This window comes from Streptomyces sp. NPDC039609, from assembly GCF_055596705.1.
Genome location: NZ_JBVIUJ010000001.1, coordinates 152,489 through 171,730 on the forward strand (window position 1 = coordinate 152,489; position 19,242 = coordinate 171,730).

A 19,242-nucleotide genomic window follows, 5' to 3' on the forward strand; every position below is an offset into this window, starting at 1 on the left:
CGCCCATGCACCTCGACCACTCCCACGACCACCTCGGCGCCGTCTCGGCCGACGCCCACCGGCCCGACGGCACCCGGCGCGCACTGCGGATCGGACTCGGCGGACCCGTCGGCTCCGGCAAGACCGCGACCGTCGCCGCGCTCTGCCGAGCCCTGCGCGACCAGCTCTCCATCGCCGTCGTCACCAACGACATCTACACCCGCGAGGACGCCGAGTTCCTGCTCCGCAACGCCGTCCTGCCACCCGAGCGCATCCAGGCCGTCGAGACCGGCGCCTGCCCGCACACCGCGATCCGCGACGACATCTCCGCCAACCTCGAAGCCGTCGAGGAGCTCGAGGACACCGTGGGCCCGCTCGATCTGATCCTGGTCGAGTCCGGTGGCGACAACCTCACCGCCACCTTCTCCAAGGGCCTTGTCGACGCCCAGATCTTCGTCATCGACGTCGCGGGCGGCGACGACATCCCCCGCAAGGGCGGCCCCGGCGTCACCACCGCCGACCTGCTGGTCGTCAACAAGACCGACCTCGCCCCCTACGTCGGCTCCGACCTGGAGCGCATGGCCCGCGACGCCAAGGAGCAGCGCGGCGATCTGCCCGTCGCCTTCACCTCGCTCACCGGCGAGCACGGAGTCGCGCCCGTGGCCGACTGGGTCCGCGCCCGGCTCGCCGCCTGGGCCGCCATCACCACCGCATGAGCCTGCGCGCCACCGCCCGGATCGTCGCCGACGCCGACGGCGGACTGCCGCTCCTGCAGAGCGACGGCCCCCTCGCCCTCCGCCGCACCCGCACCACCGGTCCGTACACCCGCGTCACCGTCGTCGGCGCGATGAGCGCGCCGCTCGGCGGCGACCGGCTCGCGATCGAGACCGAGGTGCGGGACGGGGCGCGGCTCCTGGTCGACTCGGCCGCCGCGACCGTGGCCCTCCCCGGCCGCGCCGCCGAACCCGCCGCGTACGACATCAGGATCACGGTCGGCGACGGCGCCGTGCTGCGCTGGCTGCCCGAACAGCTCGTCTCCGCGTACGGCTCCGACCTGCGGATGCGGACCACCGTCCAGCTCGCCACCACCGCACGGCTCGTGCTTCGGGAGGAGCAGATCCTCGGCCGCCACGGCGAGGAGACCGGCACGCTCCTCACCCGGCTCACCGTCCGCCGCGACGGACGGCCCCTGCTCGACCAGGAGTTGGCGTACGGACCCGGTGCCCGCGGCGGATGGGACGGCGGCGCGGTCCTCGCCGGGAACCGAGCGACCGGACAACTCCTCGTCGTCGACCCCGAGTTCGAGGACAAGCCGGTGGAGCCCCGGCAGCTCGGCGGCAACGCGGTCCTCGCACCGCTCGCCGGACCCGCCGCCCTCGTCACCGTCGTCGCCCGCGACGCTCTCGAACTGCGCCGCACCCTCGACGAGGCGTTGGGAATCCTTGCGCCGTCCTGAGTTCACCGCTCAGCGGTACACCGCTCTCCGGTTATTGGTTCGGCAAAGAAACAGGTGTACGCCCTTTTGCCGTGCGCCGGTGGAACGAAAGGATCCACCGGACAGACCGACACACGGCGCCGCCACGGGGGCAGCGCCGACAGAGGGGGAGGCATCACGTGAGACGCACAGCAGTGCTCGGCTCGGCCGGCACTCTGATAGCGGGCACGCTCATGGCGGGCGCACTGGCAGCACCGACCGCCGCTGCCGACAGCCGCCACCGGCCGGACAGCGAGGCGCGCGGCGTCGCCCTGGCCGCCGAACGGGCGGCCGAGCAGGGCATCGACTGGCAGGACTGCCCGGCCGACTGGGGCCTGGAGAAGCCCATCACCTGCGGCTGGGTCACCGTCCCGGTCGACTACAGCAGGCCGAACGGCAAGCAGATCAAGATCGCCGTCGACCGCATCGGCGCCACCGGCACGCCCGCCGAGCGCCAGGGCGCGTTGCTCTACAACCCGGGCGGCCCTGGCGGTTCCGGCCTGCGCTTCCCGCGCCGGGTCACCACCAAGGCCCCGATCTGGGTGAACACCGCCAAGGCGTACGACTTCGTGGGCTTCGACCCGCGCGGCGTCGGCCACTCGGCGCCCATCTCCTGCGTCGATCCGGCCGAGTTCGTCAAGGGACCCAAGCTCGACCCGGTCCCCGACAACGAGGCCGACAAGCGCGCGCAGCGCAAGCTCGCCGCCGAGTACGCCGAGGGGTGCGCGGAGAAGAGCGGCGACATCCTGCCGTACATCAACACCCTCAACACCGCCCGCGACCTCGACGTCATCCGGGCCGCGCTCGGCGAGAAGAAGCTCAACTTCGTCGGCGTCTCCTACGGCACCTACCTCGGTGCCGTCTACGGCACGCTCTTCCCGACGCACGTCCGCCGCATGGTGCTCGACAGCGTCGTCAACCCTTCGACGCGGAAGATCTGGTACGAGGTCAACCTCGACCAGGACATCGCCTTCGAGGGCCGGCTGAAGGACTGGATGACGTGGGTCGCCCAGCACGACGCCACCTTCCACCTCGGCGACACCTACACCGAGGTCCGGCAGCAGTGGGAGACCCTGCGCGCCGATGCCAAGAAGAAGCCCCTCGGCGGCAAGGTCGGCCCGGCCGAGCTCATCGGGTTCTTCCAGAACGCGCCGTACTACGACTCCATGTGGGTGCCGGTCGCCGAGGCCTGGAGCGCGTACGCCGCCGGTGACCCGCAGCCGCTGATCGACTCGGCGGCCTCCGACCCCACCGACACGGCCGGCAACGCCGCCTCCGAGAACGGCAACGCGGTCTACACCGCCGTCGAGTGCGCCGACGCCCCCTGGCCGACCAGCTGGAAGAAGTGGGACCGCGACAACAGCCGGCTCCACGAGCGGTACCCGTTCATGACCTGGGCCAACGCCTGGATGAACCTGCCCTGCGCCACCTGGTCCACCCCGCGCCAGCGCCCGACCGAGGTGCGGACCGGCAAGGGCCTGCCGCCGGTGCTCATCACCCAGGCCGAGCGCGACGCGGCCACGCCGTACGCCGGAGCGCTCGAGCTGCACAAGCGGTTCAAGGGCTCGCGCCTGATCACCGAGAAGGACGCCGGCTCGCACGGCATCACCAACCTCACCAACCCGTGCCTGAACACCCGGGTGGAGGCCTACCTGCTGTCGGGCAAGCTCGACAGCAAGGACGTGACCTGCGCACCGCACGCCACGCCCCAGCCGTAGTCACCGAGTGACCTTCGAGGGGCGGCCGTCGCGCGACGGTCGCCCCTCGTTCACGCGCGGGCGGCGAGCCAGGCGTCCTCGGCCGCGTAGTCGAAGAAGTCCACCTGGTACTTCACGAGTCCCGGGAACGCCTCCCGCCAGTCCCGCACCGCCAGCTGCGCCGAAAGCCACTCGACCGTCGCCGGCAGGGAGTCCTCGTACGACACCACCGGCCGGTACCCCAGTTCCTTCTCCGCCGCTGCCATGCCGTAGACGACCGGATGGGCCCCGGTCCACGGCGTGAGCCCCACCGTGCCCTCCGGAGGCCCCTCGAAGAGGACCGTCTCGCTCTCCACACCCATCACCGCGTCGATCGCCCGGCCGATCTCCGCCACCGTCGGCGCCTGCGGATCCGCGCCGTTCAGCACCCGGCTGCCCGGGTTCGCCGCCGCCAGCCGGATCAACTCCCCGAGATTGTCCGCGTGGACGGGGTGGAACCGTGAGGCGCCGCCATAGGAGAGGAGGCGCACCGGCCGCCCGTCGAGGGCCCGCTTGACGAACCACAGCTCTCGCGGCCCCGGGCAGTGCAGCCCATGGATCGCCCCTGCCCGCACCACCGTCGTCGGCAGCGCCCCACCCGCCGCGAGCAGCTCACGTTCCAGAGCCACCTTCCGCGTGCCGTACGAAGCGTCACCCGGGGCGACCGTCCGCCAGGACTCCGGGATCGGCACCGGGTAGGCGGGGAAGCCGTCCGGCTCGTCCTGGGTATCGAAGCTGCGGCCGCGCTCGTCCTCGTAGACCGCGCCGCTTGAGATCACCACCGCCGAGCCGATCCGGTCGGCGAGCCCGGTCAACTGCCGTCCGTGCGCGCCGTCGTAGCCGACGATGTCCACCAGCACGTCACAGCCGTCGTCGCCGAGCGCCGCGGCGAGCGCGCCCTTCTCGTTCCGGTCGACGGTCGCCGAACGGACCTCCGCCGGCCATGTCCCGTCCCGGCCGCCGCGCCGCGACGCCGCCGTCACCTCCCAGCCGTCCGCGACGAGCGCCCGCACGGCCGCCCGCCCCACCTGTCCCGTCGCTCCCACCACATACGCGTGTCCCTTGGCCATGGGCGCGACGCTACGGCGGTCATGGTCGTCGCCCCAGGCTCTTTCGCCGTGCGCGGATCCGCCGTCAGCGTCCTCGGCGGGGGAACTTTCGCGGAGCCTTGGCGTTCGCCGCCTTCGCCTGCTCCTCCGCCGCCTTCACCTTGGCCGCGTAGTCGTCGACGTACTCCTGCCCGGACAGCGCCAGGATCTCGTACATGATCTCGTCCGTCACCGCGCGGACCGCGGCCTTCTCGCCCTCCATGCCGGCGTACCGCGAGAAGTCCAGGGGCTCCCCGAACCGGATGGTGACCCGCCTGACCTTGGGCACGACCTGGCCGGGCGGCTGGATCTCGAAGGTTCCCACCATCGCGCACGGGATCACCGGCACGCCGGCCGTGATCGCCATGACCGCGACCCCGACCTTGCCCTTGTAGAGCCTGCCGTCGTGCGAGCGGGTCCCTTCCGGATAGATCCCGAGCAGCTCCCCCTTGGACAGCACCCCGAGCCCCTCGCGGATCGCCGCCTTCCCGGCCTCCTTGCCGGAGCGGTCGACCGGGATCTGCCCGGCGCTGCGGAAGAACGCGGCGGTCAGCCGGCCCTTGAGCCCTGGCCCGGTGAAGTACTCCTGTTTGGCGAGGAAGGTGATCCGCCGCTTGAGCACCACGGGCATCAGGAAATGGTCGGAGAACGACAGATGGTTCCCCGCGACGATCGCCGCGCCCTCCTCCGGGATGTGTTCGAGGCCCTCGATACGAGGCCGGAACAGCAGCCTCAGCAGCGGCCCGAGCAGAACGTACTTCATCAGCTGGTAGAACACCGGCAGCCCCCGTCTCCCTTGAGCATCGCCTATTTGTAACCACTCGCGCGACCGTGGTCCACACTGGAGACGGAGAGTGGACCTTATGGCTGCCGCACACCGACGCATACGGCCCGGCGCAGCCGTCACCGTGCTCCTGTGCGCGGTGATGACCGCCGGATTGTACGGCTGCGCCGACTCCGGCACCCCCGAGCCCACGCCGACCCCGCCCCCGACCCGCGCGCCGACGACTCCCGTGCCCACCCAGGAGACGCGGTCGCCCTTCACCGGTCTGGCGGCCCGTCCCGCCCCCGTGCTCGCCGTCAAGATCGACAACGTGCCCCCGGCCCGCCCGCACACCGGTCTCGGCGCGGCCGATCTCGTCTACGTCGAGCAGGTGGAGGGCGGCCAGACCCGGCTGCTCGCCGTCTACTCCTCCGATCTGCCGGAACGGATCGGACCCGTCCGCAGCGCCCGCGAGTCCGACATCGAGCTGCTGCGCCAGTTCGGCAGGCCCGCGCTCGCCTACTCCGGCTCGCAGGCCGCCCTGAAGCCCCTCCTGCAGGCCGCCCCGCTGTACCCGCTGCCCCCGGAGGACGCCCCCGGCGCCTATCTGCGCGGCGGCGGCCGACCGGCGCCCCACAACCTGTACGTCCTGCCCGGGCGCGCGCTCGCCGCCGCTCCGAACGCCGAGGACGCCAAGGACATCGGCTTCCGCTTCGGTCCCGCCCCCGCGGGCGGGGAGCAGGTCAACGAGCGCACCGTGCGCTTCCCGGCCTCCCGGTACACCTTCACCTGGAACGCGGGGGAGAAGGGCTGGCGGGTGGCGATGGACGGCAGCCCCGCCCGTACCACCGACGAGGGCCAGGTGACGGCGGCCACCGTCGTGGTGCAGCACGTGACCATACGGTCCTCACGGTTCCGCGACGTCCTCGGGAGCGTCTCGCCCTACACCGAGACGGTCGGCAGCGGCACCGCCGTCGTCCTGCGCGACGGAGAGGCCCACGACGCCCGCTGGAGCCGCCCGGCGGCCGAGAAGGGCACGACCTTCACCACACCGGACGGGGCACCCCTGAACTTCGCCCCCGGCCGCACCTGGGTCGTCCTCGCCCCGCGCTGACTTCCCGCGCGGAGTAGCTCCCGCGCAGGGGGGTACCCGCCCGAGACGACCAGGGAGGAGGCCCGTCATGACCGCCGACATCTGGGGCTACGCCGAGACCACGGGGCATGTGCCCGGCACCCGGCTCATCGGATACAGCGTCGAGGCCACCGACGGCTCGATCGGGAAGATCGACGAACACACGGAGGACGTCGGCCGGTCCTATCTCGTCGTGGACACCGGACCGTGGATCCTCGGCCGGCGCGTGCTGCTCCCCGCCGGCCTGGTCACCCGCATCGACACGGAGAACGAGACCGTCCGGCTCTCCTGCACGAAGGAGACCGTCAAGGACTCACCGCCCTTCGAGAGCGGGCAGCACGAGGCCGACGGCGACTTCATCAGGCTGATCGAGTACTACTACAGCAACCGGCACATGTGAGCTCAGGGCTGAGGGCCGGGCCTGCTCGGCCCGCGGCGACGGGCGCCCGCGGGGGCGGAGCTGTCCGCCGCCGCCATACCGATGGTGACCACACCGAGCACGATCCAGCCGAACCAGAGCCAGCCGCTGCTGCCGAGCGCCACCGTGTACGCCGTCGTCAGCACCAGGGCCGCGACGGTGATCACGCTCATCGCCTTCGTGGGACCGGACATCTGTCCGCCTCCTCCCGACAGGGCCGTCCCCCTCATCGTGACCCCTGAGGCGGGCGAAGCGCTACTCCCGCGTCACGCCCACGTCGGACCCGGCCTCAGTCCCGTGTCCCGACCTGCTGCCCACGGGTCCGGAGCGAGGCGAGATACGCGTTGTACGCCTCCAGCTCCTTGTCCCCGTCACGGTCGGCGGCCCGGTCCTTGCGGACGGCCTGCCGCTGCTCGGAGCGGTACCACTGGTACACCAGCGCGATCAGCACCAGCACCGACGGGATCTCGCTGAACGCCCAGGCGATACCGCCCGCCGCGTTCTGGTCGGTGAGCGCGTCGATCCCCAACGAGGCCGGCGGATTCTCGTACGCCTTGATCATCGGCTCGCTCGCCATCATCAGCGCGATGCCGAAGAAGGCGTGGAACGGCATCCCCGCGAAGAGCTCCAGCATCCGCATCACATAACCGGGGCGATGCGGTCCCGGGTCGACCCCGATGATCGGCCAGAAGAAGACCAGGCCGACGGCGAGGAAGTGCACCATCATGGCGATGTGTCCGACCTTCGACCCCATGAGGGTGTCGAAGAGCGGGGTGAAGTAGAAGCCGTACAGGCTCGCGATGAAGAGCGGGATCGTGAACGCGGGATGCGTGATGATCCGCATGTAGCGGCTGTGCAGCAGCATCAGGAGCAGCTCACGCGGGCCCTTGTCGCCCCGGGCCGCGACCGGCAGCGCCCGCAGCGCCAGCGTCACCGGCGCGCCGAGCAGGATCAGGATCGGCGAGAGCATCGAGATGACCATGTGCTGCACCATGTGCACGCTGAACATGACCATGCCGTAGTCGTTCAGCTTGGTGCACATCATCAGTGCGATGGTCAGCACGCCCAGCGTGAAGAGGATCGTCCGGCTGACGGGCCAGGTGTCACCGCGCCTGCGCAGCCGAGCCACGCCCCATCCGTACAGCGCGAGTCCCACGACGCTGCCGATGAGGAAGAACAGGTCCGGCGAGAACTCGAGCCCCCGTCCCAGCGTGAACGGCGGCAGATCCATGGTCATGCCGTGCCCGCTGTGATCCATGTGTGTACTCCTGGAGCCCGATTCGCGCTTGTTGTCCGCACCAGACTAGAACCGCCCCCGTTCGCGGATGCGACCGGGGGCGATTCGTGGTGTCGGTACGGGGGTCAGAGCACGCACTCGGCCTCTGCGTAGCGCTCCGCCGGGACCGTCTTGAGGGTCTCCACGGCCTGGGCCAGCGGGACCATCGTGATCTCCGTGCCGCGCAGCGCGGTCAGCATCCCGAACTCGCCGCGGTGCGCGGCCTCCACCGCGTGCCAGCCGAAGCGGGTGGCGAGGACTCGGTCGTACGCGGTCGGCGTGCCGCCGCGCTGGACGTGACCGAGTATCACCGGGCGGGCTTCCTTGCCGAGCCGCTGCTCCAGCTCGACCGAGAGCTGGTTGGCGATGCCCGTGAAGCGCTCGTGCCCGTACTGGTCCTTGGCGCCGACCTCGAAGTTCATCGAGCCCTCGCGCGGCTTGGCACCTTCGGCCACGACCACGATCGCGAAGCGCTTGCCGGCCTCGAAGCGCTCGCCGACGCGGGCGGTCAGCTCGTCGATGTCGAAGGGGCGCTCGGGCACGACGATCGCGTGGGCGCCCGCGGCCATGCCGGAGTGCAGGGCGATCCAGCCGGTGTGCCGGCCCATGACCTCGACGATCAGGACGCGCTGGTGGGACTCGGCGGTGGTCTTCAGCCGGTCCAGGGCCTCGGTGGCGACGCCGACGGCGGTGTCGAAGCCGAAGGTGACGTCCGTCGAGGCGATGTCGTTGTCGATGGTCTTCGGCACGCCGACGATCGGCAGCCCTGCCTGGGAGAGCAGGTTGGCGGCCTTCAGGGTGCCCTCGCCGCCGATCGGGATGATCGCGTCGAGGCCGAGCTCGGCGACATGGCCCTTGGCACGCTCGACGCCGTCGACGAGGTGGGCCGGCTGGACCCGGGAGGAGCCGAGGATGGTGCCGCCGCGGGCCAGGATGCCGCCCACCGCGTCGAGGTCGAGCTTGCGGTAGTCGGCCTCCAGGAGGCCCTTCCAGCCGTCATGGAAGCCGATGACCTCGTCACCGTGGTCGACGACGGCGCGGTGCACGACGGAACGGATGACGGCGTTCAGACCGGGGCAGTCGCCGCCGGAGGTGAGCACACCAATGCGCATAGCCCAAATACCTTTGCAACGTGGGCCGACTTCCGGACCACGTCGTCCGGTTGGATCCCCGCCACCCTATCGGTGCCGAGTGGCGGGGCCGAACCGGATGTCCGCAGTTTGGACACCGTATTTACTTACGAATCCAATGGGCGTAAGGGCGCTCAGACGTGCACTCCGCCGGACGGTCAGGAAGGCTGCGTCGCGGCGGCGATCCGCTCGGCGCGCAGCGCCTCGTACCAGCGGTCGTCGGTCGGCGGCAGTGCGTTCACGTCGAGGGCCAGCTTCAGGAGCAGGTCCGCGATCTGCGGGTTGCGGGCCATGACGGGGCCGTGCATGTACGTACCGAAGACGGTGTCGTTGTACGCGCCCTCGGTGCCGTCGCCCGTGCCGTTGCCCTTGCCCAGGACCGTTCGGGCGAACGGGCGGGCCGTCGGACCGAGATGGGTGATGCCCTGGTGGTTCTCGAACCCGGTGAGCTGGGGGAGACCGAGTCGCGGGTCGATGTCCGCGAGGACGTCGCCGACGCACCGCTCGCCCTCGCCGCGGGTGGAGATCACGTCGATCAGACCGAGGCCGGGCTCGCGCTCGCCGAGGTCGTTGATGAACTCGTGGCCCAGGATCTGGTACCCGGCGCAGACCGAGAAGATGATCGCGCCGTTGGACGCCGCACGCTCGAGGCCGCCGTCGCGGCGCAGCCGCTCGGCCGCGAGCCGCTGCGGCCGGTCCTCGCCGCCACCGATCAGGTAGATGTCGCCGGAGGTCGGGATCGGCTGGTCGCTGCGGACGTCGACGCGCTGGACGTCCAGTCCGCGCTGGCGGGCGCGGCGCTCGACGACGAGGGCGTTGCCCTGGTCGCCGTACGTGCTGAGCAGGTCCGGGTAGACCCAGACCAGGCGCAGGCTGCTGTCACTCATGCTGCATGTCCTCTACGGGTCAGTTGCCGACGCGGCGGCGGACGTCCTGGAAGGCGGTGTAGTTGGCGATCAGCTCGATCTGTCCCGGCGGGGCGAGCCGAACCGCCTCGTCGAGCGTCTCGCAGACGCGGAACTCCACACCCGCGACCTCCAGGCGGACCGCCAGGTCCAGCTTGCGGTCGCCGATGACCATGATCGGGTGGCCGGCGAGCCGCCCGTAGTCGACGTCCCAGAGCCAGGAGGTGTCCGTGCCGTCGGCGCCGCGCGCGTTGACGGAGAGGATGACCGGGGTCGGCGGCTGGTCGATGAGGGAAAACGTTTCGAGCCACCCCGCCGGGTTCTTCGCGAGCAGCAGCCGCAGGTCACGGTTCTGGAAGGAGACCACGTCGTAGCGGCCGGCCACGGCCTGCACCTGGTACATGCGCTCCAGGGCGACCTGCGGCGGCACGCCGAAGACGGCGGCGACGGCGGCGGAGGTCGCGGCGTTGGCCTTGTTGGCGCGGCCGGGCAGCTGGAGGTGGATCGGCCAGGCCGAACCGTGCGGGTCCAGGACGTGGTCGCCGTTGAGCGCCCAACTCGGCGCCGGGCGGCGGAAACCGCACTCGCCGCAGAACCAGTCGTCACCCGGACGCTGCATCACACCGCCGCACGCGGGGCACGACCAGGCGTCGTCCTTCCACTCCTGACCGGCGGCGACCCACACCACATTGGGGGAGGAGGAGGCGGCCCACACGATCAGCGGGTCGTCGGCGTTGGCGATGACCACGGCCTTCGTGCCGCTCAGACCCTCGCGCCACTTCTCCGCGAGCATCCGGGTCTCGGCGGCGCGGTCGAGCTGGTCGCGCGAGAGGTTGAGGAGCGCGATCGCCTTGGGCGTGGTGTCCCGGGCGACTCCGGCGAGGTACTTCTCGTCGACCTCGATGACGCCGTACTTGGCGTCCGAGCCGCCGGCCAGCGCCGACGTGATGCCCGCGGGCATGTTGGCGCCCAGCGCGTTGGAGACGACGGGGCCGCTGGCCCGCAGCGCCTCGGCGATCAGCCGGGTCGTGGTGGTCTTGCCGTTCGTCGCGGACACCAGGACGACGTCCAGATGCTGCGCGAGCCGACCCAGCAGGTCCGGGTCGAGCCTCAGCGCCACCTTGCCGCCGATGACCGATCCGCTGCCGCGTCCCGCTGCGCGCGACACCGCGGCCGCGGCCTTGCCCGCCGTCACGGCCAGCTTGGCACGCGGCGACAGCGGCTCTGGATTACCGGGGTGTCCTGACATCTTTCTTGTTCCTCCTTGCGTCGGTCCGGGCTCAGCCTATCGAGATCAGCCAGGCGACCCGAACTGCGGCACCCCTGGAACCCTCGCCGAAACGACGAGGTCAACGCGGACCGTACCCTTACGTCCATGCGAAACCGGCCGATCCCCGGCAGTTCCGGCCGCGTCCGAGGCATGACCCTGCTCGGCGACCCGGCGCTGCACACCCCCTGCGAACCCGTCAGCGACTTCGGCCCGGAGCTCGCCCGGCTGATCGAGGACATGTTCGCCACGATGTACGCGGCGAACGGCGTCGGTCTCGCGGCGAACCAGGTGGGAGTGGGGCTGCGCGTCTTCGTGTACGACTGCCCGGACGACGAGGACGTGCGCCATCTCGGGCACCTGGTGAACCCACGCCTGGTGGAGGCGGACGGGGACGTGTTCCGGGGCCCCGAGGGCTGTCTGTCCCTGCCGGGTCTGGAGGCCCCGACCCCCCGCTTCGACCGCGCGGTCGTCGAGGGCGTCCTGATGGACGGCACTCCGGCCCGCGTCGAGGGCACGGGCTTCTTCGCCCGCTGCCTCCAGCACGAGACGGACCACCTGGAGGGCGGCGTCTACGCGGACCATGTGACGGGGTGGCGCAGGTCACGGCTGCTGCGCGCGATCCGCAAGGAGCCGTGGGGGACGGGAGCGGACGCGCTGCGTCACTGACCGCCTTGTCTCCCCGCGCACCTCGGGGTGGGGGTGCCGGGGAACCGCTCGACGACCGGAAGCGCTGCCCGGTGGTCACCGAGCGGGCTCGGCCTGGTCGCCGCTGCGGGCCCGCTGCCATTCGTCGGCCGCCTGGACCATGGCCCGGCCGACGTGCTCGAAGAAGTCACCGATGTCTTGCATGCGGGTGCCGGCGGGTGTCTTCTCGCCGAGGATCCGGGCGCCTTGACGGGCGAAGTCGGCCAGCATGGTGTTCTGGCGGGCGCTGGCCATCCAGCCGCGGAACCAGGCGTCGGCATCGATGACGTACCGGTCGCGCCGCCGACGGGGGTCGCGTTCGCGCCGGATGAGTTCCTGTTGTTCGAGTTCGCCGACGGCCTTGGAGATGGAGGCGGGGCTGACCTGGAGGCGCTGGGCGAGCTCGATGGCGGTCAGGCTGCCACCGTCGGTGACGTACAGGCAGGTCAGTACGCGGGCCGTCATCCGTGCCAGACCCGTGCCGACCATCATCGCGGTGAACTGTTCCTCCATCTCGTGGACGGCCTCGGGGTCGCGTCCGTGCGGGTCGGTGGGGGCGCTCGACGGGGAGGCGGTCGGGGCCGGGGTCGGTTGGCGGCGGCGAGCGCGCCCTTGGGTCGCCTGATGCGCCGCGTCGGCCCGGTAGGCGTGGGGGCCGCCGTTACGAGCCACCTCCCGGGTGATGGTGGAGATGGGGCGGTCCACGCGGCCGGCGATCTCGGTGTAGGTGAGTCCTTCCGCCAGTCCTCCGGCGATCTCCCGCCGCTCCTGCCGGGTCAGTCTGCCTCCGGGCATCGTTCCTGCCTCCCTGTTGCGTCCTCCGGTGGGGCCAGTATTGCGTTCAGAGACAGTTCATTGCAAGAGCGTCATGCTGGATTTACCTTCACCTTCAATGTCATTGCAAGAAGATAGCTTGCTGACCTGCAATGATGGGATTCACGGAGATTTTAGGATTGACGAATTGGTGAAGGCAATTTAGCTTTTACTCATCAGTGAATCAGCGGCACAGTCCGAGCCGCCCGAACGCCGAACCCCTGAAAGGGCGTACGACATGACGACCTCCTTCTCCGCCAAGGCCGGGCTGCTCCTCACCGCGATGGCGCTCGCCGGTGGCGCCCTGGCCGCCCCCGCGGCGGCCGCTCCGTCTCCCTCGGACCGCGCCGCGGTGCAGCGGACGCTCGACGACGCGGTGGCCAAGAGCGGCGCTCCGGGCATCGTCGCCGAAGTCAGCGACCGCCGTGGAAGGTGGTTCGGCTCGGCAGGCGCGTCCGACACCAGGACCGGGCAGAAGCGCAGGCAGTCGGAGCAGTTCCGGATCGGGAGCAGCACCAAGGCGTTCACCGCAGCGGTCGTGCTGCGGCTGGAGGCGGAAGGCAGGCTGAGTCTCGACGACACGGTGGAGCAGTGGCTGCCGGGCCTGGTGGCGGGCAACGGCTACGACGGCCGCAAGATCACCGTCCGGCAGTTGCTCAACCACACCAGCGGCATCTTCAACTACGGCAACGACCCCGAGTTCTTCAAGAAGGGTGTCGGCGCGGAGTGGTTCCGGCACCGCTATGACACCTACACCCCTGAGCAGCTGGTCAGGACAGGCCTGGCCACGCCGCCGCTCTTCGCGCCGGGGGATGCCTTCCTCTACTCCAACACCAACTACTTCCTGGCCGCCATGATCGTAGAGAAGGCGACCGGCAGGACGTTCGGCGAGGAACTCGACCGGCTGGTCCTCCGCCCGCTGAAGCTGAACCGGACCTACCTGCCGGGCACCGAGCCGGAGATCCGCCGGGCGCACCCCCTCCACTACTCCACTCTCTTCTCCTCCGACGCGAAGCCCACGGTCCACGACGCGACGGAGATGAACCAGTCCTTCTCCTGGGCCGCCGGTGGCATCGTCTCGAGCACCGGCGACATGCAGCGCTTCTTCGGCGCGCTGCTCGGTGGACGCCTGCTGCCCGCCGAGCAGCAGCGGGAGATGTTCACGACCGTCGAGACCAAGGGCCCGGTCCCGTGGATCCCCGATACCCGCTACGGCCTGGGTGTGTTCGCGCAGACTCTCCCGTGCGGCGCCACGCTCTGGGGCAACGGGGGCGCGACCTACGGCTCGTGGACGTACGCCATGGGGTCCCGGGACGGCAGGCATCTGCTCACCAGCCAGGTCAACGGCGACTGGAGCGGACTGGGCGTCTTCAACGACCTGCTCGCCGCCGAGTTCTGCCCGACCGAGTCCCGTTAGGCAACGGCAACGGCAACGGCAACGGCAACGGCAACGGCAACGGCAAGGGCAAGGGCCGGTCGTAGCGGGGAGTGGCTGCTCGTCGGCCGAGCCGGGTCAGAACCCCGGCGCCCCGACGCGGTCGGCCGCTTCCGCCAGGCGGCCCCACAGCAGGTCCGCGAGGGCTCGGACCAGCTCGCTTCGCGAGCACGGGCGCTCGCCGAGCCACCAGTCGCCCGCCGCGTGCATCATGCCCACGATGCCGTGACCCCAGATCCGCGCCTGCGCCTCGCCGGCCGGGCCGAGGTCGATGCGCTCGGAGATGACCTGGCCGAGCTCCTCGCCCATCCGCCGCAGCACCGGCGCCGAGTGGCGGCCCACGTCGAAGCCCTGTTCGGTCTGGTGCGTCTCCTCCGCGGGGTGCATCAGGAAACGGTAGACCTGCGGCATCGCCTCGATCGAGGCGAGATACGTGTCGAGCGTGGCCTCGACCCGCCGGCGCCGGTCGGCCGGTGCGTCGAGCGCCGCCCGCAGCGCGGAGAGCAGCGCGTCGGTGTGTCGGGTCGCGAGGGCCCGGTACAGCCCGCCCTTGTCGCCGAAGTGCCGGTAGAGGATCGGCTTGGTGATGCCCGCCTCCGCCGCGATGGCGTTCATCGAGGCCTTGGGGCCGTCCCGGAGCACCACCCGGTCCGCCGCCTCCAACAGTTCGCGGCGCCGCTGATCGGCCGACGACTGCTGGTCGGTGGTCCGGTGTGTGATCTCCATAGCGTGTCTCCCCGCCCGTGCGTATTCCGTGAGGCTGTCGCAACGTAACACCCGACCGGCACCCGGTGCCGCCCGGTCCACCGCAGGTTGACAGCGCCTACCAGCGAGTAACAGACTGCTGTTACCGCAAGTAACGCAGTGCTGGGAGGGAACATGGCCGAGTTCACGCTCGAACTCAACGACGACCAGAAGCAGGTCCGTGACTGGTTGCACGGCTTCGCCGAGGACGTGATGCGCCCCGCCGCCGCCGAGTGGGACGAGCGTGAGGAGACTCCCTGGCCGATCATCCAGGAAGCCGCCAAAATCGGCATCTACTCTCTCGATTTCTATGCCCAGCAGTTCTTCGACCCGACGGGCCTCGGCATTCCGATGGCGATGGAGGAGCTCTTCTGGGGCGACGCGGGCATCGCCCTCTCCATCGTCGGTACCGGCCTCGCCGCCGTCGGTGTCCTCGCCAACGGCACCGAGGAGCAGATCGGCACCTGGATCCCGCAGATGTACGGCGACGTCGACGACGTGAAGGTCGCCGCCTTCTGCTCCTCCGAGCCCGACGCCGGCTCCGACGTCGCCTCGATGCGCACCCGCGCCGTCTACGACGAGGCGAAGGACGAGTGGGTCCTCAACGGCACCAAGACCTGGGCGACCAACGGCGGCATCGCCAACGTCCATGTCGTCGTCGCGGTCGTCGACCCCGAGATCGGCTCCAAGGGGCACGCGTCCTTCATCGTGCCGCCGAACACCCCCGGCCTCTCCCAGGGGCAGAAGTTCCAGAAGCACGGCATCCGCGCCTCGCACACCGCCGAGGTCGTCCTCGAGAACGTCCGCATCCCCGGCCACTGCCTCCTCGGCGGCAAGGAGAAGCTCGACGAGCGTCTCGCCCGGGCCCGCGAGAAGGCGAAGGCGGGCGGCGGCGAGCGTGTGAAGAACGCCGCCATGGCCACCTTCGAGGCCTCCCGACCCGCCGTCGGCGCCATGGCGGTCGGCACCGCCCGCGCCGCCTACGAGGTCGCCCTCGACTACGCCAAGACCCGTGAGCAGTTCGGCCGCCCGATCATCGACAACCAGGGCATCGCCTTCCAGCTCGCCGACATGCGCACCCAGATCGACGCCGCCCGGCTGCTCGTCTGGCGCGCCTCCTGGATGGCGACCGCGGGCAAGCCGTTCACCTCGGCCGAGGGCTCGATGTCCAAGCTGTACGCCAGCGAGGTCGCCAAGAAGGTCACCGGCCAGGCCATCCAGATCCTCGGCGGCAACGGCTTCACCCGGGAGTACCCGGTGGAGCGGATGCACCGTGACGCGGCGATCTACACCATTTTCGAAGGTACGAGCGAGGTCCAGCGCCTGGTCATCGCCCGCACGCTCTCCGGGATGCCGATCCGTTAGGCAGCGGCCCGCACGTGCCGGCCCGTGCCCCTGGTGGGGGCGCGGGCCGACGTGTCGATTCCGGGTGTGGTGGTCGGGTCAGGACCGGGTCATGTCGCGAGGAGGTTGCGCTTCTGGGCCTCGAACTCCTCCTCGGTCAGCACACCCTGGGCCTTCAGGTCCCCCAGCTGCTTGAGCTGCTCGATCTTGGTGCTCATGTCGTCGCCGGGGGGTGCCGGAGCCGGTGCGGGTGGCTGCTGCTGATACTGCTGCTGTTGCTGTCCGTAGTCCTGCTGGGCCCATCGGCCCGCCTGCCGCCGTGACACTCGGTTGGACACCGCGGTGGCGGTGCCGGCGACGACGGCGGTGCGGGCGACGCCGCGAAGAAGTCCGGGCATGGTCAGTCATCTCCCAGGGAGTGCTCGGGGGCCGTATGTGATCGGGAGGTCAGGCCGCCGCCCCTCCGCCGGACTCGGTCGCATCCAGCGAGGCCAGCAGCGCCTGGACGGGAATCCGTCCGTTCGCCACGATCTGCGCGCCGCTGCGCCGCATGGCTCGTGCGAAGGGGGCGGCCCACAGGTTCTCGTACACGATGACCCCGGCGGAGTTGCCCGGCTCCAGCGCGGAACCGGCGTCGTCGACGTCGCTCTGGTCCAGCAGGCCGGACGAGGCGCCCTCGAACACGGTGAGGTCGACCTCGCCCCCGAAGTCTCGCAGCTCCACGGCGGCGACCGAACCGTCCTCGTCCTTGCGGATGAACTGCAGGTCGAGGATGCGGATGATGCCCCGCTCCACCAGGTCGACGAGGAGGGGGAAGCCCTCGCCCGTCATCCGGTTGCCGGGAAACTCCAGGATCAGGTAGTCGACGGGTCCCATGTCCTCGAGTTCCGACAGGTCGTCGCTCATGGCCACTCCTCAAGCGCTCGGGATTCCCGCCTCGACCGGGCCCGGTTGCGGGCGGCCCCCGCCTCGGCGACAGGCGGCCTCCCAGCCATTCCAGCACCGCCCGGGGGCCTCCGCATGTCGTGGGGCGGCGCCGTCACACCACGCAGAACTCGTTGCCCTCCGGGTCCTGGAGCACCACCGCGTAATAGTCCATCCCGTTCGGCTCGTCCATCGTGCGCAGGATCGACGCGCCCAGAGCCGTCAGCCGCGCGACCTCCCCGTCCACGCGGTCGCGCCGCAGCGCGAGCGGCACCTCCCGGCCCCCGCCGACCTTCAGATCCAGATGCAGCCTGTTCTTGCCCGCCTTCGGCTCCGGAACCTGCTGGAACCAGACCCGCGGCCCGGCCCCCTTCGGGTCCACGATGGACTCGGGAAGCTCCCCCGCCCCCTCGGACAGCTCCTCCTCCGGCACCCCGATCGACGCCCAGTACGCCCGCCAGGTCTCATGGCCCTCCGGCGGCGGCTGCGGTACGTAACGCAGGGCCTCCGCCCAGAAACGGACGAGCCTCTGGGGGTCGGCACAGTCGATGGTGAGCTGCAGGGTCATCTCCACGGGTTCCATGGAACGAGCCTCCCAGGCGGCACGGACAATCGGGCCAACAGGCCGGATCCGGCCGGGTGTTCGACCGTACGGCTACCGGTGGGTCGGGCAGTCGTGGAGAATCGGCAAGCCGGTGACGATCAAGGGGGCAACGCACACATGGCAACCACCAACGAGATTCCGGGCCCGGCGGGGCTACCGCTGCTCGGCTCGATGTTCGACCTCAAGAACGACTCGCTCGGCACCTTCCTGAACGCCCAGCGCGCTCACGGGGACGTCGTCCGGATCACCGCGGGCCCGCCCGGTGTCCGCGCCATCGTCTACGGAGTCTTCTCCGCCGAGGGGGCCCAGCAGGTCCTGGCCACCGAATCCTCCAACTTCCGCAAGGACAACGCCTTCTACCAGGAGGTCCGCGAGTCCTTCGGCAACGGTCTGCTGACCAGCCAGGACGAGGACTACCTGCGCCAGCGCCGGCTCGTCCAGCCGCTCTTCACCCGCCGCCGCGTCGACAGCTACGCCGAGGCCGTCGCCGCCGAGGTCGCCCGTGTCACCGAGGCCTGGCGGACCGCCGAGGACTCCACCGTCGACGTCCTCGACGAGATGGCCGGCTTCGCCCTGCGCGCCGTCGCCCGCATCCTCTTCGGTACGGACGTCGAGGAGGCCGTCGACACCGTGGAGCGTGCCTTCCCGGTGATGGGCGACTACGTGCTGCGCCGCGGCTTCTCACCGCTGAACATCCCGCGTGACTGGCCCACCCCCGGCAACCGCCGCGCCCGCGCCGCCCATGAGGAGCTGTACGCCGTCTGCGACCGGATCATCGCCGAGCGCCGGGCGGCCGGTGAGGCCGAGGACGGAGGCCAGGACCTGCTGTCCCTCCTCGCCGAGGCCGAGAGCGCCGAGGACGGCACCTTCGACGCCTCCGAACTGCGCGAGCAGGTCCTCGTGTTCCTGCTCGCGGGACACGAGACGACCGCCACCTCCCTCGGCTTCGCCCTCCACCTGCTCGCCCTCCACCCGGATCAGCAGAAGAGGGCCCACGAGGAGGTCGACCGCGTCCTGGCAGGCCGGGTGCCCGGCGCCGCCGACCTCGACGGGCTGCCCTATCTCACCCAGGTGCTCAAGGAGGCCATGCGGATCTTCCCGGCCGCAGCGGTCATCGGCCGGCGGGCGGTCGAGGCCACCGAGATCGGCGGCCACACCATCCCCGCCGGCGCCGACGTGATCGTCGCCCCCTGGGTCACCCACCGGCACCCCGCGTACTGGGAGGACCCGGAGCGCTTCGACCCCGAGCGCTTCACGCCCGAGGCCGAGGCGAGCCGCCCGCGCTACGCATGGTTCCCCTTCGGAGGCGGTCCGCGCGCCTGCATCGGCCAGCACTTCTCCATGCTGGAGTCGGTGATCGCGCTGGCGATGCTCCTTCAGGCGTTCGAGATCGAGGCGATCGACACCGAGGTGCCGGTCAACGCCGGGATCACCCTCCAGGCGGCGGGCTCGGCCCGCTGCCGGGTCCGGCCCCGAACCGCCTAGGCGAAGGCGCCGGCCCGAACCGTGAGGTCGGACCGGCG

General features: G+C 70.7%; 21 protein-coding genes. 9 read left to right on the plus strand and 12 right to left on the minus strand.

Annotation, left to right across the window (positions count from 1 at the left end):
• The first annotated feature begins 5 nt into the window (after window positions 1-5).
• The 3 genes from ureG (at window position 6) to ACZ561_RS00770 (ending at window position 3,171) form a co-directional block, all read left to right on the plus strand.
• The gene (ureG, locus tag ACZ561_RS00760; protein ID WP_470987871.1) at window positions 6-695 is read left to right on the plus strand and encodes an urease accessory protein UreG; all 690 of its coding nucleotides are present in this window, start codon (window positions 6-8) and stop codon (window positions 693-695) included.
• On the plus strand, window positions 692-1,435 hold the full coding sequence (locus ACZ561_RS00765) for an urease accessory protein UreD (protein ID WP_470987874.1): 744 nt from the start codon (window positions 692-694) through the stop codon (window positions 1,433-1,435). Before ureG ends, ACZ561_RS00765 begins: the two co-directional genes overlap by 4 nt.
• A gap of 158 nt (window positions 1,436-1,593) precedes the next feature.
• Window positions 1,594-3,171, plus strand: coding sequence for an alpha/beta hydrolase (locus ACZ561_RS00770; protein ID WP_470987877.1), 1,578 nt, complete (start codon window positions 1,594-1,596; stop codon window positions 3,169-3,171).
• Window positions 3,172-3,221: 50 nt separating this feature from the next.
• Here the strand turns inward: ACZ561_RS00770 and ACZ561_RS00775 are convergent, their stop codons facing one another.
• The gene (locus tag ACZ561_RS00775; protein ID WP_470987880.1) at window positions 3,222-4,259 is read right to left on the minus strand and encodes an NAD-dependent epimerase/dehydratase family protein; all 1,038 of its coding nucleotides are present in this window, start codon (window positions 4,257-4,259) and stop codon (window positions 3,222-3,224) included.
• A 64-nt stretch (window positions 4,260-4,323) separates the two neighbouring features.
• A complete protein-coding gene (locus ACZ561_RS00780; protein ID WP_376437794.1) occupies window positions 4,324-5,055 on the minus strand; it encodes a lysophospholipid acyltransferase family protein in 732 nt (243 codons plus the stop codon).
• A gap of 85 nt (window positions 5,056-5,140) precedes the next feature.
• Between ACZ561_RS00780 and ACZ561_RS00785 the strand changes: the two genes are divergently transcribed.
• Together ACZ561_RS00785 and ACZ561_RS00790 are read left to right on the plus strand one after the other, a co-directional pair.
• Window positions 5,141-6,154, plus strand: a complete 1,014-nt coding sequence (locus ACZ561_RS00785) for a DUF3048 domain-containing protein (RefSeq protein ID WP_470987883.1) — start codon at window positions 5,141-5,143, stop codon at window positions 6,152-6,154.
• Between the two features lie 67 nt (window positions 6,155-6,221).
• Window positions 6,222-6,572, plus strand: a complete 351-nt coding sequence (locus ACZ561_RS00790; protein WP_470987886.1) for a PRC-barrel domain containing protein — start codon at window positions 6,222-6,224, stop codon at window positions 6,570-6,572.
• 2 nt (window positions 6,573-6,574) lie between these two features.
• Here the strand turns inward: ACZ561_RS00790 and ACZ561_RS00795 are convergent, their stop codons facing one another.
• From ACZ561_RS00795 to ACZ561_RS00815, 5 genes are all read right to left on the minus strand, one after another.
• Window positions 6,575-6,784: a hypothetical protein gene (locus ACZ561_RS00795; RefSeq protein WP_376437802.1), complete on the minus strand. Its 210-nt coding sequence runs from the start codon at window positions 6,782-6,784 to the stop codon at window positions 6,575-6,577.
• A 95-nt stretch (window positions 6,785-6,879) separates the two neighbouring features.
• Window positions 6,880-7,848, minus strand: a complete 969-nt coding sequence (locus ACZ561_RS00800; RefSeq protein ID WP_470987888.1) for a cytochrome c oxidase assembly protein — start codon at window positions 7,846-7,848, stop codon at window positions 6,880-6,882.
• Window positions 7,849-7,952: 104 nt separating this feature from the next.
• Window positions 7,953-8,978 carry a 6-phosphofructokinase gene (locus ACZ561_RS00805; RefSeq protein ID WP_376437807.1) on the minus strand — a complete coding sequence of 342 codons (1,026 nt, stop codon included), beginning with the start codon at window positions 8,976-8,978 and terminating at the stop codon, window positions 7,953-7,955.
• A 176-nt stretch (window positions 8,979-9,154) separates the two neighbouring features.
• Window positions 9,155-9,883: a type 1 glutamine amidotransferase gene (locus ACZ561_RS00810; protein WP_470987890.1), complete on the minus strand. Its 729-nt coding sequence runs from the start codon at window positions 9,881-9,883 to the stop codon at window positions 9,155-9,157.
• A gap of 19 nt (window positions 9,884-9,902) precedes the next feature.
• Window positions 9,903-11,150, minus strand: a complete 1,248-nt coding sequence (locus tag ACZ561_RS00815) for a Mur ligase family protein (protein WP_376437812.1) — start codon at window positions 11,148-11,150, stop codon at window positions 9,903-9,905.
• A 126-nt stretch (window positions 11,151-11,276) separates the two neighbouring features.
• Here ACZ561_RS00815 and def point away from each other — a divergent pair, with 126 nt between their 5' ends.
• Window positions 11,277-11,837, plus strand: coding sequence for a peptide deformylase (def, locus tag ACZ561_RS00820; RefSeq protein WP_470987892.1), 561 nt, complete (start codon window positions 11,277-11,279; stop codon window positions 11,835-11,837).
• A 75-nt stretch (window positions 11,838-11,912) separates the two neighbouring features.
• Here def and ACZ561_RS00825 read toward each other — a convergent pair whose 3' ends face one another.
• Window positions 11,913-12,650: a GbsR/MarR family transcriptional regulator gene (locus ACZ561_RS00825; RefSeq protein WP_470987894.1), complete on the minus strand. Its 738-nt coding sequence runs from the start codon at window positions 12,648-12,650 to the stop codon at window positions 11,913-11,915.
• 256 nt (window positions 12,651-12,906) lie between these two features.
• Here ACZ561_RS00825 and ACZ561_RS00830 point away from each other — a divergent pair, with 256 nt between their 5' ends.
• Complete coding sequence (locus ACZ561_RS00830; RefSeq protein ID WP_470987897.1) at window positions 12,907-14,085, plus strand: serine hydrolase domain-containing protein; 1,179 nt, start codon at window positions 12,907-12,909, stop codon at window positions 14,083-14,085.
• 96 nt (window positions 14,086-14,181) lie between these two features.
• Here ACZ561_RS00830 and ACZ561_RS00835 read toward each other — a convergent pair whose 3' ends face one another.
• Entirely contained in the window at window positions 14,182-14,829 is a 648-nt protein-coding gene (locus ACZ561_RS00835; RefSeq protein ID WP_470987900.1) for a TetR/AcrR family transcriptional regulator, read from the minus strand.
• Between the two features lie 153 nt (window positions 14,830-14,982).
• Here ACZ561_RS00835 and ACZ561_RS00840 point away from each other — a divergent pair, with 153 nt between their 5' ends.
• On the plus strand, window positions 14,983-16,212 hold the full coding sequence (locus ACZ561_RS00840; RefSeq protein WP_470987902.1) for an acyl-CoA dehydrogenase family protein: 1,230 nt from the start codon (window positions 14,983-14,985) through the stop codon (window positions 16,210-16,212).
• An 89-nt stretch (window positions 16,213-16,301) separates the two neighbouring features.
• Here the strand turns inward: ACZ561_RS00840 and ACZ561_RS00845 are convergent, their stop codons facing one another.
• The 3 genes from ACZ561_RS00845 to ACZ561_RS00855 all read right to left on the minus strand — a co-directional run bounded on the left by ACZ561_RS00845 (window position 16,302) and on the right by ACZ561_RS00855 (window position 17,698).
• Window positions 16,302-16,589 carry an SHOCT domain-containing protein gene (locus ACZ561_RS00845; protein WP_470987905.1) on the minus strand — a complete coding sequence of 96 codons (288 nt, stop codon included), beginning with the start codon at window positions 16,587-16,589 and terminating at the stop codon, window positions 16,302-16,304.
• Between the two features lie 49 nt (window positions 16,590-16,638).
• The gene (locus ACZ561_RS00850; RefSeq protein WP_470987907.1) at window positions 16,639-17,097 is read right to left on the minus strand and encodes a DUF6325 family protein; all 459 of its coding nucleotides are present in this window, start codon (window positions 17,095-17,097) and stop codon (window positions 16,639-16,641) included.
• Window positions 17,098-17,230: 133 nt separating this feature from the next.
• Window positions 17,231-17,698, minus strand: coding sequence for a VOC family protein (locus ACZ561_RS00855; protein WP_470987910.1), 468 nt, complete (start codon window positions 17,696-17,698; stop codon window positions 17,231-17,233).
• Window positions 17,699-17,836: 138 nt separating this feature from the next.
• Between ACZ561_RS00855 and ACZ561_RS00860 the strand changes: the two genes are divergently transcribed.
• The gene (locus ACZ561_RS00860) at window positions 17,837-19,204 is read left to right on the plus strand and encodes a cytochrome P450 (protein ID WP_470987912.1); all 1,368 of its coding nucleotides are present in this window, start codon (window positions 17,837-17,839) and stop codon (window positions 19,202-19,204) included.
• Window positions 19,205-19,242: the final 38 nt, after the last annotated feature.

Excerpts from the sequence above, each read along its gene's own strand:
- ureG (WP_470987871.1), top strand. The coding sequence starts at position 6 with ATGCACCTCGACCACTCCCACGACCACCTCGGCGCCGTCTCGGCCGAC.
- ACZ561_RS00765 (WP_470987874.1), top strand. The coding sequence starts at position 692 with ATGAGCCTGCGCGCCACCGCCCGGATCGTCGCCGACGCCGACGGCGGA.
- ACZ561_RS00775 (WP_470987880.1), bottom strand. The coding sequence starts at position 4,259 with ATGGCCAAGGGACACGCGTATGTGGTGGGAGCGACGGGACAGGTGGGG.
- ACZ561_RS00785 (WP_470987883.1), top strand. The coding sequence starts at position 5,141 with ATGGCTGCCGCACACCGACGCATACGGCCCGGCGCAGCCGTCACCGTG.
- ACZ561_RS00790 (WP_470987886.1), top strand. The coding sequence starts at position 6,222 with ATGACCGCCGACATCTGGGGCTACGCCGAGACCACGGGGCATGTGCCC.
- ACZ561_RS00795 (WP_376437802.1), bottom strand. The coding sequence starts at position 6,784 with ATGTCCGGTCCCACGAAGGCGATGAGCGTGATCACCGTCGCGGCCCTG.
- ACZ561_RS00800 (WP_470987888.1), bottom strand. The coding sequence starts at position 7,848 with ATGGATCACAGCGGGCACGGCATGACCATGGATCTGCCGCCGTTCACG.
- ACZ561_RS00805 (WP_376437807.1), bottom strand. The coding sequence starts at position 8,978 with ATGCGCATTGGTGTGCTCACCTCCGGCGGCGACTGCCCCGGTCTGAAC.
- ACZ561_RS00810 (WP_470987890.1), bottom strand. The coding sequence starts at position 9,883 with ATGAGTGACAGCAGCCTGCGCCTGGTCTGGGTCTACCCGGACCTGCTC.
- ACZ561_RS00815 (WP_376437812.1), bottom strand. The coding sequence starts at position 11,150 with ATGTCAGGACACCCCGGTAATCCAGAGCCGCTGTCGCCGCGTGCCAAG.
- def (WP_470987892.1), top strand. The coding sequence starts at position 11,277 with ATGCGAAACCGGCCGATCCCCGGCAGTTCCGGCCGCGTCCGAGGCATG.
- ACZ561_RS00825 (WP_470987894.1), bottom strand. The coding sequence starts at position 12,650 with ATGCCCGGAGGCAGACTGACCCGGCAGGAGCGGCGGGAGATCGCCGGA.
- ACZ561_RS00830 (WP_470987897.1), top strand. The coding sequence starts at position 12,907 with ATGACGACCTCCTTCTCCGCCAAGGCCGGGCTGCTCCTCACCGCGATG.
- ACZ561_RS00835 (WP_470987900.1), bottom strand. The coding sequence starts at position 14,829 with ATGGAGATCACACACCGGACCACCGACCAGCAGTCGTCGGCCGATCAG.
- ACZ561_RS00840 (WP_470987902.1), top strand. The coding sequence starts at position 14,983 with ATGGCCGAGTTCACGCTCGAACTCAACGACGACCAGAAGCAGGTCCGT.
- ACZ561_RS00845 (WP_470987905.1), bottom strand. The coding sequence starts at position 16,589 with ATGCCCGGACTTCTTCGCGGCGTCGCCCGCACCGCCGTCGTCGCCGGC.
- ACZ561_RS00850 (WP_470987907.1), bottom strand. The coding sequence starts at position 17,097 with ATGAGCGACGACCTGTCGGAACTCGAGGACATGGGACCCGTCGACTAC.
- ACZ561_RS00855 (WP_470987910.1), bottom strand. The coding sequence starts at position 17,698 with ATGGAACCCGTGGAGATGACCCTGCAGCTCACCATCGACTGTGCCGAC.
- ACZ561_RS00860 (WP_470987912.1), top strand. The coding sequence starts at position 17,837 with ATGGCAACCACCAACGAGATTCCGGGCCCGGCGGGGCTACCGCTGCTC.